We start from the raw sequence: 15,223 nt of genomic DNA, 5'->3' as shown, positions 1-15,223 counted from the left end.
TGCCGTGGCGGCTCCGAGAGTAGACGCCCTACGCCGACCGCTTCACCGCGGTCGCGCCGGCCGGTGCAATGTCGAGACGAGCGAGCATCGCCCGCGCCTGCTCGGCGCAGTGCTCGATCAGCCAGCGCTCGAACGCTAGGGGCGCGAGCGCGGGCGCGTAGAGGAAGCCTTGCACGACGTCGCAGCCGAGCTCGGCCAGCACCTTGCGCTGCGCCTCGGTCTCAACTCCTTCCCCGACGACAGTCATGCCGAGGCCCTGCCCGACGCGCACCACAGCGGTGGCGATCGCGAGCGCGCCAGCGTCACGCTCGATGTCGCGCATGAAGCTGCGGTCGATCTTGAGCTCGCGGATCGGCAGATGGGCGAGCCGGCTGAGGCTGGAATAGCCGGTGCCGAAATCGTCCACGGAAAGCCCGACGCCGAGCTCCCGGATCGCGTTCATCGTCTCGAGCGCGGCGACGCTGTCCTGCATGAACGCGCCCTCGGTGATCTCGAGCATCAGCGCATCCGCCGCCAGATCGTATTCGGCGAGGATATCCTTGAGCCGCGCGGCCAGCGTGACGTTGCGGAAATTGATCGGCGACAGGTTCACCGACACGGATGGAATGTTCAGCCCAGCGCGGCGCCAGCTCGCCATCTGCCGGCAGGCCTCGCGCACGGACCACAGGCCGATCTGCTCGATCAGGCCGCACTCTTCGGCGAGTGGGATGAATTTTGCCGGCGAGACGTCGCCAAGCTCGGCATCGTGCCAGCGCGCCAGCGCCTCGACGCCATGGATCGCGCCGTCGCAGCTGCGGATCTGCGGCTGATAGCGGAGGGTCAGCGTGCCCTCGGCGATGGCGCGGCGCAGCGCCGCAATCAAGGCCAGCCGCTGCTCGGTGAGCCCGTTCATCTCGGCGCTGAACAGGCGATGGGTCGAGCGGCCGGCCTGCTTGGCCATGTACATGGCCGCGTCCGCCTGCTGCATCAGGGTGTCGATGTCGGTGGCGTGATCGGGATAGAGGCTGACGCCGATGCTCGCCGACATCTGCAGTTGCCTGGAGCCGAGCCGCAGCGGCGCGGCCAGCGCTTCGGTGATTCCGGCCGCGACGCGCTCGGCACCCTCGGCGTTGCGCTGCGGCAGCAGGATCACGAACTCGTCGCCGCCGAGTCGCCCCAGCATGTCCTCGGGCCCGATCTGCTCGCGCAGGCGCTGCGCGAGCTGGATCAGGAGCTCGTCGCCGGCGGCATGACCGAGTGTGTCGTTGACGTCCTTGAAATGATCGACGTCGAGGAAGGCCAGCGCGACGTGGCTGCCGGTCGGGCAGGCATCGATGGCGGTGGTGATCAGGCGCCGCAATTGCGCGCGGTTCGGCAGGCCCGTGAGGATATCGTGATAGGCGAGCCGCGCGATCTCGGCGCGCGCTTCCTTGCGCTCGATCGCGAAAGCGCCGAGATTGACGCAGGCCTCGACGATGCGCCGATGCCAATTGCTCGGCGCGCGCGGCTCCCGGTAGTAGAAGGCGAACGTGGCGATGACCCGTCCGTCCTTGGCCTTGACCGGCGTCGACCAGCATGCGCGCAGGCCAATCGCGAGCGGCATCGCCTTGTACGGCCGCCAGCGCGGATCGGTCTCCAGATCCGTCGCCAGCACCGGCTCGCCGTAGAAGGCCGCGGTTCCGCACGAGCCGACATTGGGGCCGATGGCAACGCCGTCCAGTGCGCGGGAATAGTCCTCGGGCAGACTTGGGCCGCCGAGCGGATGGATCAGGCCCGCGGCATCGATATGAAGCAGCGAACAGACGACGTCGGGCGCGATCTGCTCGACACGGCGGCACAGCCGGTCGGCAATCTCGCCGATCGGAACCTCGTCGGCGAGCGCGCCCATGATGAGCTGCTGCAGCGAGCGCAGCTGCTTGGTCTCGGTGATATCCTCGAGCAGCGCGAAGATGTGCTTGACCTGGCCCTCCTGTCGCGGAAGGCATCGATGCGGGCGCAGACCCAGATCTCCTCGCCGTCCTTGTCATAGGCGAGCATCTCGACCTCGCCGCGGTGGCCACCCTCCATCAGGCGCTTGACGAGCTTCGCAACGGCCTTGCGATCGGTGTGGCGGCCGGCGAGCAGGCCCCTGGCACGGCGGCCCTCGGCTTCCTCGCTGGTGTAGCCGAACAGCGTCGTGAAGGCGGCATTGACGTAGACGATGCTCTGGTCGGTGTCGGTGATGAGCACCGCGCGGTTGGTCTGGTCGGAGACGGCGTGGAGAAGCCCGATCCTGGCGCGGCGTTCGGCATTCGCGGTGACGTCGCGCGCGAACACGATGCGATAGGTGATGCCTTCACTTGCAATGGATGAAAGCGAGATGGCCGCCCGGATGCGGCTGCCGTCGTTTCGCACGAGGCTGATCTCGTCACGGAATTCTGCAACCGGATCGGCCTGAAGGCATTTGAGGGTGAGAATTTCGGCGTCGTGACCGAGCACATCAGCGCGTGCGAGTTTCCAAATCCGCTCCGCACCGGCATTGAAATGCGTGATGCGATGCGCGCTGTCGACGATGACGATGCCCTCGTCGGCGCGTTCGAGCGCGGCCAACAGCACTTCCGGAGTTTCTGTCATGGCACAATCGGAGGCGGACATCGCTAGACCCGGAGGCATCGGGAAAATATGCAACCGACGCTAGCGCCACCATGGTGTCCAAGTCCTTTTTGCAGTCCCCTCGCACCGCGCCAAGACGCGACATGATTAACATTCCGCGAAAGAAACGAAGGTAATTGGGCGCGCACGGAACCTATTCGGCGCCGGTTTCCACCTGAAGCTTGCCGGCAACGGCGCGCACCTTGCGGGGCGCAGCTTGCCAGATCGAGAGCGCCGACAATCCGCTCACGATGATGGCGACGCCAAAGGCCAGCGTGTAGTCGCCGACCCGATCGTAAAGCAAGCCGGTGACCCAGGGACCGGCAGCGCCGCCGGCCAATGCCGCCAGCATGATCGTGCCGAAAATGCTGCCCTGGTGCTTGCCCTGAAAAATCTCGAACACCACTGCGCCCATGATCGAGGTCAGGCCGTAACCGAGCGCGCCTTGCGTGAACACCATGAGGTAGACCAGCCACAATGAAGGCTGGAATTTCAGGGCCATCAGCGCCGCGAAAGAGATCGCAAAACCCGCGCAGCTGATCGCCCACACCCATTCCCGCCCGATCCGGTCGGAGACATGGCCGAGCAGGATCTGGCCGGGAATGCCGAGCAGGCTGACGATGCCGAGTGCCCACACCGCGACACCCGGGCTGAAGCCGATGTCGAGCAGGAATTTGGTCTGGTGCACCTGCACCGCGTACCAGATGTAGAGGCCGCAGAAATAGCCGAGCGCGATCCACCAGAACCGTGTCGTGGCGACCGCTTTCCGGAGTGTCCATTCGGTCCCGGCCCAGACGGGATCGACGACGTTGGAGGCGGGTTTTGCGGCGCCTGCGGCCGGGGCCGCATCGCCGTCAGGCCGAAGGCCGATATCCTCGGGACGTCGATGCAGGAACAGATTGATCGGCGCCAGCACGATCAGGATCATCAGGCCCATCGCCGTGCAGGCGGTGCGCCAGCCGGTCCCTTCGATCATGTGTTGCACCCATGGCAGCAGCGTGACCGAGCCGATGCCGACCCCGGCGAAGGCGATGCCGATGGCGAGGCCGCGCGTGCGGATAAACCAGTTCGGCAGGAACAACGACTGCCCGGAATAGCCGAGACACACCGAACCGGCGCCGACCATGACGCCGATGGTGACATAGAGATGCCATGGCTGGCTCGTGAGCGGCGCGAGCAGCAATCCGCCGCCCATCAGAACGACGCCGAGCTCCATCACCGCGCGCGGGCCGGCGCGGTCCATCAGCCGGCCGATCAGCGGGCTGACCATGCCCGACACCACGAAGCCGAAGGAGAAGGCGCCCGCGGTGACGCCGCGCTCCCAGCCGAATTCGGAGATGATGGGAGGGAAGAACAGCGAGAAGGCGGTGCGCGCGTTGACGCCGATGGCCATGGTGACGAAGGTCACCGCGACCACGACCCAGCCGTAGAAGAACGGAAGCCGCATTGTGTGTTTCATCCCTGGACGGTCCTTCCGACCATCCAGGACTGCCCGGGTCAAGCGCTTTTCGCGCATGCCTCATTGAGCGATCCTTGGGCGGCCGCCCTCAGGCCGCGTCGCGTTGCGACGATTTGGCGGGCGCGTCGAACAGGATCCGTTCGATCGGCTGCGGGCGGCCGAACAGATAGCCTTGCGCGAAATTGACGCCGAGCGCCTTCAGCCGCTCGTACTCCTCGCGGGTCTCGACGCCCTCGGCGGTGACCGACATGTCCAGCCCGCGCGCCAACGTCACGATCGAGGAGATGATGGCGGAGCTGCGCGGCTGATGCGTGAGGTTCCGGATGAACGATTTGTCGATCTTGATCTTGTCGAACGGGAAAGCGGTCAGATAGCTGAGCGACGAATAGCCGGTGCCGAAATCGTCGAGTGCGAGCGCGATGCCGATGCTCTTCAGCCGCTCCATGAAGGCGTGGTTCTCGACGCCACGCTCCAGCAGCACGGATTCCGTGATCTCGATCTCCAGCCGCTGCGGCGGCAATCCGGAATCGGCGAGCGCCGCGCTGATCATCTCGAACAGCTCGGCCTCCTTGAACTGGATCGGCGACAGGTTGACGGCGACCGCAAGATCGGACGGCCAGCCGGCCGCGTCCGCGCAGGCGCGCCGCAGCACAAACTCGCCGAGCGGCACGATCAGCCCGGTCTCCTCCGCAAGCGGGATGAACTGGTCCGGCGCAATCAAGCCGCGCGTCGGATGCCGCCAGCGCACCAACGCCTCGAAGCCGCGCCGCGTGCCGCTGAGGGCGTCGACGAACGGCTGGTAGTGCACCTCGAGCTGGCACCGCGCGATGGCGTCGCGCAGATCGCCTTCCAGCGTGCTGCGCGCCTCGAGCTCGGCCGACATCGCCTTGTCGTAGATGGTGAAGCAGTTGCGGCCCGACGATTTCGAGCGGTAGAGCGCCAGGTCCGCCTTCTTCAGCAGCTGCTCCTGATCGCTGCCATGATCGGGCGCGATCGCAATGCCGATGCTGGTACCGATCTCGACGCGGTGTCCGGGAAGAAGGAACGGCTCGGCCACGAGCTTGGCGATCCGCCCCGCCAGTTCGGTCGAGCAGACGCGCTGATCCTCGCAAGCTTCCTGGATGATGGCGAATTCGTCGCCGCCGAGCCGGGCCAGCACGTCGCTGGTGCGCAAAGCGGATTTCAGCCGCTGTGCGACCTGACGCAGCAGCGCATCGCCGGCACCGTGACCGAGCGAGTCGTTGACGTTCTTGAAGCGGTCGAGGTCGAGCATCAGGATCGAGAAGGTCGGACCGGCGTCCTTCAAACGGCCCTTGAGCTCGTCGAGCCGGGCCAGGAAGAAAGCGCGGTTCGGCAATCCGGTCAGGATGTCGGTCTGGGCGAGTTCGAGCACCCGCCGGTTCGCCAGTGACAGCCGCTGCGAATTGCGGGTTGCGAGCATGAGATAGGTCGAAAGCGACAGCGTCAGCAGCATGCCGACGATCAGCACCGCACCCGCGCGATCGTAAGTCGTCTCCAGCGGACCGCCGGCAGCCGGAACCGCCCGCACCTGCCAATCGGTGTCGCCGATCTTGAGATTGCCCGACCAGTGCAGGGCTAGCGCGACGTCCCGCATCGTCTGCGGCGCCGTCGCGGCCGACGAGTAATCCGGCAGCATTTGCTCCAGGCCGACGATCTGACCCGCGAACGGCGGATAGACGTTGACGCTGACCGCGGGGCTTGCCCCGGTGGTCACGCGAATGGACTGGATCAGCAGCGGCAGGTCGAAGACGCCGACGACGAAGCCGGCGAGATTGCGGCGCCGGTCCACGACCGCGTCGCGCGACGTTCCCTTGGCGTAGACGGGAATGGCGACGAGGACGTCGGGCAACCGGCCGCCCTCCTTCGGCTCGTAGAGGCGGGTGCGAATGGCCCCTATCCGGTCGGTGTCGCGCGCGCGCTCGAGGACCGCGCGGCGCTCCGGAACGGTCGCGTAGTCCATTCCGTAGACTGGAGACGTCTTCGGCTGGGTCGAGTAGAACACCGGAAAATATTCGTCGCTCTGCGGCGCGGTCGCGAACGCATCGCCCTGGAGCGACTTGATGCGATAGCCGGACACGCCGTCCGTGATCGCCGCGGCCTCGTATTCGGCGCGCTCCTTGCGGTTCACCCGCGGCACCCAGGAGATGCGCAGCATGCCGGGATGGCGCTCGAACAGGCGGGCGCTGAAGGTCTCGAATTCGCTGCGGGTGATCTCCTGATTGGTCGATTCGAACAGCGTGCGCAGCGCGACGAGCCTGGAGATGTACTCGCTCATGCCGTTCTGCATGACGATCACTTCGGTCTCGGCCGCGTTCTCGAACTCGATCTTGTTGACGCGGCCTTCCCATCGCGCCACGGCGGCTGCAGCCACGACCGAGAACAGAAGACCGACGCCGACTGCGACGAGCGCAGGGCGATAGAGCCCGAGCAGCGGCGCGGCACGCCACCATCCGGTCATACGCCCCCGATCCTGATCGTTCTGATCCCGACCGCCCATTCCAAAAACCGCCGTCCCCTGTCCCGCTCAACCGAACCTCTGGTTGAGCCGCCGGAGCCACTATCGGAACAGGACCGCGGTTAAGAACTGCACAATTTCGGAACCCGGCTTTTCCGCATTACCCGGTTTAGTTAATGAAGTGCAGGATGATGCGGGCTCTGTCGAAGCAAGTTGCCGGTTTTCCCCGGAGTAGTACGGAGCCGTCGATACATCGCCGATTCATCCCGTGGCGATAGCTTTCACGAAGCTACTCACCGCACCCAGCAAGACTTTTCTGATGTATCGATCTCGATCTGCGACATGCATCGTCATGACCGTCGCCGTCCTGGCAGCAATCATGCTGCCGGCGAAAGCCGACGAGATCGGCGTCAGCGAGGATGCGATCCTGTTCGGCCAAGCCGCAGCGCTCGAGGGTCCCTCCTCCACACTCGGACAGCGCATGCGGCAGGGCATTGTCGCAGCCTTCACCGAGATCAACGCCAAAGGCGGCGTCCACGGCCGCAAGCTCCAGCTCATCAGCCGTGACGACGGCTACGACCCCGACCGCTCGCTGGCGCAGACGCTGCGGCTGATCGAGGACGAGAAGGTGTTCGCGCTGATCGGCGCGGTGGGCACGCCGACCGCGGTGGCGACGATACCGATCACCAGCGCCAGGAACGTGCCCTTCATCGGTCCCTTCAGCGGCGCTGAATTCTTGCGCGACTTCGAGCTTGCGAACGTGGTCAACATCCGTGCAAGCTATGGCGCCGAGGCCGAGGCGTGGGTCAAGCATCTCACCGAGGATCGCCATTTCACCCGCATCGCCATTTTCTACCAGGACGACTCGTTCGGGCGCGACGGTCTTTCCGGCGTGAAGCGCGCGCTTGCCAGGCGCGGCCTCGAGCTCGCCGCCGAAGGCACCTTCGAGCGCAACACCCGCGCCGTCGCGTCGGCCTGGCGCACGATCAAGCGCGTCGAACCCGAGGCGATCGTCATGGTCGGGACCTACGGTCCCTGCGCCGAGTTCATCAAGCTCGCGCACCGCAGCGGCGCCAATCCGACCTTCGTCAACATCTCCTTTGTCGGCGCCGTTGCGCTCGCCAAGGAGCTCGGCCCCGAGGGCGAAGGCGTCGTCGTCACGCAGGTCGTGCCGTTTCCCTGGGACCGCTCGCTTAAGCTGGTCGCCGACTACCAGGCGGCGCAGACGGCGTTCGACCCGGCGCTGACACCGAATTTCGTGGCGCTCGAAGGCTATATCGCCGGCCGTCTCGCGGCCGCGGCGCTGGAACAAGCCGGACCGCAACCGACGCGCGCGAGCCTGCTGCGCACCATCAACGATGTCGGCCGCTTCGACATCAGCGGCAGCACCATCACCGTCGGCATGCGCATGCTCGACGCGCCGCCGAAGGTGTTTTTGACGGTGATCCAGAAGGACGGGACGTTCAAAGCTGTGGACCGGCTATAGAGCAGATCACGGCCGCCGCGTCCAGCGGTCGGCGTTGACGGCGCCTTGCGGGATCTCGCCTTTGACGATCGCTTCGACCTGCCGCACGGTTTCCAGCGACTGATATTCGATCGCCTGCGGCGTCAGGCCGCCGACATGGGGCGTGGCGATGACGTTGGGAAGCTTCGCAAGCTCCGGGCTTGGCATCTGGTCGGGCGCGCGGCCCACATCCATCGCGGCACCCGCGATTCGATTTTCAAGCAACGCCTTCGCCAGCGCCGCTTCGTCGACCAGGTTGCCGCGGGAGAGATTGATGAAGACCGCATGCTTCTGCATCCGCGCCAGCGCCGCCTCGCCGATCAGATTTTCGGTCTGCTCGTTGGCGATGGCAAGGCAGACGACATAGTCGGACGCGGCGAGGAGCTCGTCGAGGCTGACCTGCCGGATGGCACCGTCGGTCACGGTCGCAAAGGGATCTGCGACCAGCACTTCCATGCGCATCACCTTGGCGATTTCCCCGAGATAGCGCCCGATGCTGCCATAGCCAATGATGCCGATCTTGCTGCCGGCGAGTTGACGGCCCATCCGCGCTTCCGGCTTGCGGCCGGCGTGATAATCGGCCGTCGCTCGCGATACGCCGCGGGAGAGATCGACCATGAAGCCAACCGCGAGCTCGGCAACGGCTTGCACGAAGCCAGGCCCGGCGCGGGTCACGAGCACGCCGGCGTTCGAGGCCGCCTCGACATCGACGTTGCGGATGTCGACGGCGCAGCGGACGAAGGCGCGCAGGCGCGGCAGTTGCGCAAAGATCTCGCCGCGTCCCTCGGTCATGCGATCGGCCACGATGATGTCGACATCTTGCGCAGCGCGCACGAGGCTGGCTGAGACCAGCGTCTCATCGCTCTCGTGCAGGATCACCTCGGCGGTCGCGCGCAAGCCGTTCAGGCTGCGATCGCCGTAGTAATTGCGGCGCATCTCCGGCGTGTGGGCCAGCAGGACTTTCACGGCGATACTCCCTCAATAGCCGAACGCGCGCGGCAATGCCGTGCTGAGCCATGGCACGAACGCGATCACGAGCAGGCAAAGGAACAACAGGCCGAGATAGCCCATGATCGGCTTCACCGTCTGCTCGATCGGCACATTGCCGATCAGGCAGGCGCCGTAAAGCCCGAGCCCGAGCGGCGGCGCGAACAGGCCGATGCCCATCGCGATCACAAGCACCACCCCGAAATGCAGGGGATCGATGCCGAGCTGCACGGCCACCGGCAGCAGCAGCGGCCCGAAGATGATCAGCGCGGCCGCCCCCTCCAGCACCGAGCCCATCACGATCAGCACGCCGATCGCGAGCAGGATGAACAGCCAGGTGCCGCTGGTCTTGGACAATCCCAGCATGAAATCGCCGACCGCATGCGGCACCTGCTGCAGGGTCAGCGTGAACGCCAGCGATTGCGCTGCGGCAACGATGAACAGCACGAGCCCCGCGCGCGTCGCTCCCTGGACGAAGCTGTGCGCAGCCGATGTGAAGCTGAGTTCGCGGAACACCACGCTGCCGACGACGAGTGCATAAGCCACGGCGAAGGCCGAGATTTCCGTGGCGGTGGCAAAGCCGCTCTTGAAGCCGAAGAAGATCATGAAGATCAGGCCGAACGAGGCGATCGCGCCGCTCCACAGGCCCGACACCGGCATCTGCGGCGCGATGACCTCGGCATCAGCTGGAGACTCAGTTGGAGTCTCAATTGGAGTCTTGCCGAAGATGATGGAGACGGCGATCAAGGCCAGCGCCATCAGCGCCGCGGGCAACAGCCCTGCGACGAACAGACCACCGATCGACAGGTTCGCGACGAAGCCCAGGATGATCAGGTTGATGCAGGGCGGAATAGTCTCCGCCATCACCGCGGAGGCTGCGAGCAGCGCCACGGCGCCGCCCGGATTCTGCTTGGAGCGGCGCGCGGCCGGAATCAGCACGGAGCCGACCGCGGCGACGTCGGCCATCTTCGAGCCGGAAATGCCGGAGAACAGCACCATCGAGGCCACCATCACGACGTTCAAACCGCCGCGCATGCGGCCGACCCCGCGCTGCAACAGCTCGATCAGCCGCACCGACATGCCGTTGGCTTCCATGAGGTAGCCGACGAGAATGAAGAACGGAATCGCGAGCAGCACGAAATTGTCGATGCCGCGCGCCATCTGCTGGGCGAAGATCACGCCGGGCAGCGCGCCCTCGACCCAGATGAAGATCAGCGCGGCCAGCGCCAGTGCAAAGCCGATCGGCAAGCCACCGACCAACGTCGCAAAGAAACCGATCAGCATCAGCGTGCCCGCCGACGGCACCGTGGCGGGCGACAGATAATCCCAGGCGAGATAAAGGCCGGTCACGACGGCAATCGCGACGAGGCCTCTGACGATGTCAGGGAGCGGCCTGGCGCAGAGCTGGTCGATCGCAAACACCGTCATGAACAGCGCGCCGGCGCCCATCGGGTAGAAGGTCAGCTCCAGCGGCAGGCCGGATCCGGTGGTCTGGCCCGCCGTCAGCGAGCCGAGCTTGATGGCGTTGTAGGCGACGTAGCCCGAAATCAGCACCACCAGCAGCGCGCTCGCGGCGTCGACCAGCGCGCGCAGCCGTACCGGAGCCAGATCGCGGAAGAAAGAGACGCCGACATTCTCGCCGCGCGCGAGCGCGCTCGCCGCGCCGAAGAAGGCCGATCCGACCATCAGTCCGCGCGCGACGTCGTCGGACCACTCCACCGGCGCGTTGAAGCAGAAGCGCAGCAGCACGGAACCGCAGACGACGACGAGATCCGTGGCCAGCAGGATGGCCGCGATCGCGTCGCTGAAGCGAAGCAGCAGGGCGATGCTCCCGTGGCGGCCGCCCGAGAGAGGTACGGCAGCTGTCATTGCCACGTCAGGCCTGCGTGGCGCGGATGATGTCGATCACGGCCTTGGATTCCGGCCGCGCCTTCATGAAGTTCTCGATCTGCGGCGCGACGCGCTTTTTGAACGCCTCGCGGTCGCATTCGGCCACCGTCACGCCCTTTTCGGTCAAGGCCGACAGCGCTTCCTTCTCGACGGCGAGCCCGTGGGTCCGCGTGTCGGCCGCAGCCTTCTTCGCGGCATCGAGAAATCCCTCGCGCAGCTTCGGATCCATGCGATTGTAGGTCGTGTCGCTGAAATAGATCGCGAGCGGCGAGAAATTGTGCTGCGTCAATGCATAGAATTTCGCCGTTTCGAAGAACTTGCTGGCCAGGATGGTCGGCGGGTCGTGCTCTAGCCCGTCCAGCACGCCGGCCTGCAATGCCGTGTAGATTTCGCCGAACGCCAGCGGCGTCGCGGCGGCTCCCATCAGGCGCAGGCATTCCGTGATGACGGGATTTGGCAGCGTGCGGATCTTGAGACCGGCGAGATCTTCCGGCGTCTTCACCGGCTTCCTCGCAAGTACGCTGCGTGAACCGAAATTATAGGCCCAGGCGATGATGCGGATGTTGCTGCCCTTGAGCAGCGCGTCCTCGATCGGCTTGGCCGCGCCAGCGTCGAACGCCTTGGTCTGCTGCGGAAAGCTCGAGAACAGAAAGCCGAGGTCGTAGGTGCCGACCAGCGGCACCAGATTCGCCGAGATCGAGGAGCCCGACACCATGAGGTCGATGACGCCGAGCTTCACTGAGTTGATGACGTCGATTTCCTGACCCAATTGGTTGTCGGGAAAGAACGCGACCTCGACCTGCTCACCGAGGCCGTTCGCCTTCAGGTTCTTCACCAGATTGTCGTAGTAGACCCGGCCGTTGGCGAATTTGGGATCGTTCGGCAGCGACGAGGAGCATTTCAGCTTCAGCGTCGCGGCTTCGGCGCGGCCGATGAGTGCGGGGGAAAGCACGAGGCCGGCAGCAAGTCCCGTCGACGACTTGATGAACGCGCGACGGTTCACGGGCACGATGGACATAATGCGGTTTCTCCCCAATTATTGTTTTTCGAGCAACGGTCGTTGCCGCAGCCCGTTGCGCGGACTGTATGGCCAAAGCGACGGCGCAGGCAAGGCTTGCGGCCGGCCGTTGCAAAGCGGCGTGTCGCGAGGATCAACGGCATCAGCGCGCGGCAAAACAGCCATGTTTTTGCGGGATTCTCGATCAGATCGGCATGGGGCCGATGCGCGAGAAGATGCTTTCGCGCAGCGTTGGGCATCGATCCAATTGGCGCATGGATCAATGCGCAATTCACATGGATGGCGCCAGAACGATGCCGCACCAGCTCTGGCAGACCTTCTGCCCCATTTTGCCGCAGCTCAACGTGATCCAGTGCACAGACAGACGCATGGCGGCCACCTAGAAAAGGTGACATCATCGCGCGCATTGCCGATGGAGGTGACACCATGCGCCGTCCAGTCTTTCGCAATTTGTTTCTTGCATCCGCTCTTCTCGCGCTCACGCAATTGACGATGCCGACGGGGGCCGCGGCCGAAGCGCGGCTCGCACTGGTGATCGGCCAATCGGCCTATCGCACCGTGCCGGAACTCCCCAACGCAGCCAACGACGCCAAGGGCATGACGGAGCTGCTCGGCAATGCCGGCTTCACCGTCACCACGGCATCCAATCTGGCGCAAAACGATATGCGTCAGGCGATCTCGGATTTCGCCGGCAAGGTCAGCGCCAGCGGCGCCGACACCGTCGCGCTGGTGTTCTATGCCGGCCACGGCCTCCAGATCGACGGCGAGAACTATCTCGTTCCCGTCGATCTCGACCCCAAGCGCGAAGCCGACATTCCGCTGCAGGGTGTGCGACTGAACGATTTGCTCAACACGCTCGGCGCACTGCCGACGCGGGCGCGCATCTTCATGCTCGATGCCTGCCGCAACAATCCCTTCCCTGCGCTCAGCGGCGCCGGACACGGGCTTGCGATCGTCGACACCAAGGCCGGCGCGCCGGGCTCCTTCATTTCCTATTCGACCTCGCCGGGCTCCGAAGCCGAGGATGGCTCCGGCATCGACAGCCCCTATACCACCGCGGCGCTGACCGTCGCCAAGCAGCCCAATCTGCCGATCGAGGAAGTGTTCAAGCGCATTCGCGTCGCCGTGGCGCAATCGACCGACGGACGCCAGATCCCCTGGGAAAGCTCGTCGCTGACGACTGACTTCAAGTTCTTCGGCGGCGACAGCAGCGGCAGTCAGACTGCGCTTCCTGGCGCATCCTCCATGGCACTTGCGAGCGGCACGCGCAGCCTCGAGGACTGGCGCAAGGATTTGCAGGGCAAGCCGGCCATGGTCGCCTATGAGATAGTGATCACCGACGACACCGTGCCGGCGTATCAGGCCTATATCGAGTTGTACGCTCAGGATACCCGTACGCCGCGGCTGCGCACGATTGTGGAGCGCCGGCGCCAGATGCTGGCGTGGGAGCGCGCCACCGCGATCAACACCCGCGCCTCGTTCGAGGCGTATCTGGCGAACTGGGACAACAGCGATCTGGCCGCGACCGCACGCCGGCTGCTGCTCCGCGTGCAGAACCGCAACTACGTCTTGCCTGCCGCGGTCGCGGCCGCTCCTGCCCCGGTCGCCGTCGCGATGGCCCCGACCTGCCCGTGCTCGACGCCCACACCACCGGCTTCGCCGATCAACCCGACGATCGCGCCTGTGATCAAGAAGCGCGTCGACGACACACCGCCGAAGCGCAAGGTGGTCGACACGCCGCCCAGGCCGCGCCGGCCGCCGCCTGATGAGGTGATCTACGAGCGCGCGCCGCCACCGGATCGCGGCCCGCCGCCAGAAGCCTTAGGTGTCGGAATAGGCATCGGAATTGGCATGGGCATGGGCGGTCGAGGCGGCAACTACGGCGGCCCGGGACACGGCGATGGCTACCGCAGCCGTTACTGAGACCGCTCGCGCGGCAGCCGGACGCGGACACGGGTGCCGCCACCGGGACGATCCTCAATGGCGACCGTGCCGCCGTTGCTTTCGACAACTTGCCTCACGATTGTGAGTCCCAATCCTGCGCCGCCGCTCCCGCGGCTGCGCGAGGTCTCCAGCCGGTAGAATGGATCGAATACGCGGGTGCGTTCGTCAACCGGGATTCCCGGCCCGCGGTCCTCGACCAGGAGTTCGATCACATCGGTCTCGGCGTACAACGAGATGTCCGCGGCGCCACCATAGAGGATCGCGTTGTTGACGAGATTGGCAACGACCCGAGCCATGCCCGCAGCCGAGCCGCGGATGAGGAGAGCCGGATCTTCGCAGGTGAGCGTCAGCGCTGCGCAGGCGCCCTTGCGCGCTTCGTACTCGGTCCGCGCGACGCGGGCAAGATCGACGGTTTCCGCCGACGGGCCTGCGAACGAGGCGCGGACAAAGGCGAGCGCATCATCCATCAGCGATTGCATGTCGTCGAGATCGACGGTTGCCTTGTCCCGCTGCACGCTTTCGGGCAGCAGCTCGAGACGTAGCCGCAGCCGCGTGACATAAGTGCGCAGATCATGGCTGATCGCGCCGAGCACGAGGGTGCGGCTGCGCAGCAGTTCGGCGATGTTCGCCTGCATGGCGTTGACGGCGCGGATCAGCGCCCGGACGTCGGGAGCACCCCGCTCGCTGACCGGCATGGTCTCCATGGCAGCGCCGAAGCGCTCGATGGCGACGGTCAACTCGGACAGCGGCCTGGTCTCGTGGCGGACCGCGAGCAAGGCCGCCAAAGCGACGACGAAGCCGAGAATTCCGGCCAGCAGGCCGACAGGAATGCCGAGCAGGCGAAGGCTGAGCTCACCTGCGGTCTCGATCACCAGATAGCCGCCGCCAGCAAGTTCAATGACAGCTTGCAGGCGCGAGGTGACGAGATCACGCAAGCGGGCCACCTGTTGGCCGTCCCTGACGTTGACGAAGGACAGTGCGACCAGCCGCTCCGCTGGCACACCGCTCAGCGCGCGCAACCGTTGCTCCGCGCTGCCCAGGAAACGGCCATGCAACGGGTTGGGCGGCACGTCCTGACGCACGACCGGCTTAAATCGCGCCGTCGTGGCCGCGCGCAGCACCAGGTCGCGATCGTCGCGCGGGACCCTGTCGATCGCCTCCGCCAAGGCGGCGACCTGCGCGAGCAAAGCGGCAAATCCGGACGGCTCGCCGCGGCCGCGCTGCTCCACCAAATAGATGGCGACCGACAGCAACTGCACGAGAATGATGGCGCCGACGACGATAAGGCCGAGGCGGGCGGCGATGTGAAGCCTGCTCATTCCGCACAGGCTCCGT

At 65.6% G+C, this 15,223-nt stretch carries 9 protein-coding genes and 1 pseudogene; 3 read left to right on the top strand and 7 right to left on the bottom strand.

Going from position 1 to position 15,223, the window contains the following annotated elements; all coding sequences use genetic code 11:
* Window positions 1-28: 28 nt before the first annotated feature.
* The 3 genes and pseudogenes from IVB13_RS06245 to IVB13_RS06235 all read right to left on the bottom strand — a co-directional run bounded on the left by IVB13_RS06245 (window position 29) and on the right by IVB13_RS06235 (window position 6,548).
* Window positions 29-2,613, bottom strand: a pseudogene (locus IVB13_RS06245) (EAL domain-containing protein).
* 151 nt (window positions 2,614-2,764) lie between these two features.
* On the bottom strand, window positions 2,765-4,057 hold the full coding sequence (locus tag IVB13_RS06240) for an MFS transporter (RefSeq protein ID WP_018454302.1): 1,293 nt from the start codon (window positions 4,055-4,057) through the stop codon (window positions 2,765-2,767).
* A 100-nt stretch (window positions 4,058-4,157) separates the two neighbouring features.
* Window positions 4,158-6,548 carry an EAL domain-containing protein gene (locus tag IVB13_RS06235; protein ID WP_018454301.1) on the bottom strand — a complete coding sequence of 797 codons (2,391 nt, stop codon included), beginning with the start codon at window positions 6,546-6,548 and terminating at the stop codon, window positions 4,158-4,160.
* 349 nt (window positions 6,549-6,897) lie between these two features.
* Here IVB13_RS06235 and IVB13_RS06230 point away from each other — a divergent pair, with 349 nt between their 5' ends.
* On the top strand, window positions 6,898-8,031 hold the full coding sequence (locus IVB13_RS06230; RefSeq protein ID WP_018454300.1) for an ABC transporter substrate-binding protein: 1,134 nt from the start codon (window positions 6,898-6,900) through the stop codon (window positions 8,029-8,031).
* 6 nt (window positions 8,032-8,037) lie between these two features.
* Here IVB13_RS06230 and IVB13_RS06225 read toward each other — a convergent pair whose 3' ends face one another.
* Genes IVB13_RS06225 through IVB13_RS06215 form a run of 3 tightly spaced genes read right to left on the bottom strand, consistent with a single transcriptional unit; the run spans window position 8,038 to window position 11,944 of the window.
* Window positions 8,038-9,015, bottom strand: a complete 978-nt coding sequence (locus IVB13_RS06225; protein ID WP_018454299.1) for a hydroxyacid dehydrogenase — start codon at window positions 9,013-9,015, stop codon at window positions 8,038-8,040.
* A gap of 12 nt (window positions 9,016-9,027) precedes the next feature.
* Window positions 9,028-10,905, bottom strand: a complete 1,878-nt coding sequence (locus IVB13_RS06220; protein WP_018454298.1) for a TRAP transporter large permease subunit — start codon at window positions 10,903-10,905, stop codon at window positions 9,028-9,030.
* Window positions 10,906-10,912: 7 nt separating this feature from the next.
* Window positions 10,913-11,944, bottom strand: coding sequence for a TRAP transporter substrate-binding protein (locus tag IVB13_RS06215; protein WP_085350285.1), 1,032 nt, complete (start codon window positions 11,942-11,944; stop codon window positions 10,913-10,915).
* A gap of 68 nt (window positions 11,945-12,012) precedes the next feature.
* On the opposite strand from IVB13_RS06215, the gene IVB13_RS06210 reads away from it, so the two are divergent.
* A complete protein-coding gene (locus tag IVB13_RS06210; protein ID WP_026232707.1) occupies window positions 12,013-12,327 on the top strand; it encodes a hypothetical protein in 315 nt (104 codons plus the stop codon).
* 43 nt (window positions 12,328-12,370) lie between these two features.
* The gene (locus tag IVB13_RS06205; protein WP_018454295.1) at window positions 12,371-13,867 is read left to right on the top strand and encodes a caspase family protein; all 1,497 of its coding nucleotides are present in this window, start codon (window positions 12,371-12,373) and stop codon (window positions 13,865-13,867) included.
* Here the strand turns inward: IVB13_RS06205 and IVB13_RS06200 are convergent.
* A complete protein-coding gene (locus tag IVB13_RS06200; RefSeq protein WP_247488042.1) occupies window positions 13,861-15,207 on the bottom strand; it encodes an ATP-binding protein in 1,347 nt (448 codons plus the stop codon). The genes IVB13_RS06205 and IVB13_RS06200 overlap by 7 nt on opposite strands.
* Window positions 15,208-15,223: the final 16 nt, after the last annotated feature.

The sequence above is a fragment of the Bradyrhizobium sp. 17 genome (genome assembly GCF_023073515.1).
GTDB classification, from domain to species: Bacteria; Pseudomonadota; Alphaproteobacteria; order Rhizobiales; family Xanthobacteraceae; genus Bradyrhizobium; species Bradyrhizobium canariense_D.
Note: the sequence above shows the minus strand (reverse complement) of the source record. Positions and strands in the feature narration are given on the sequence as shown.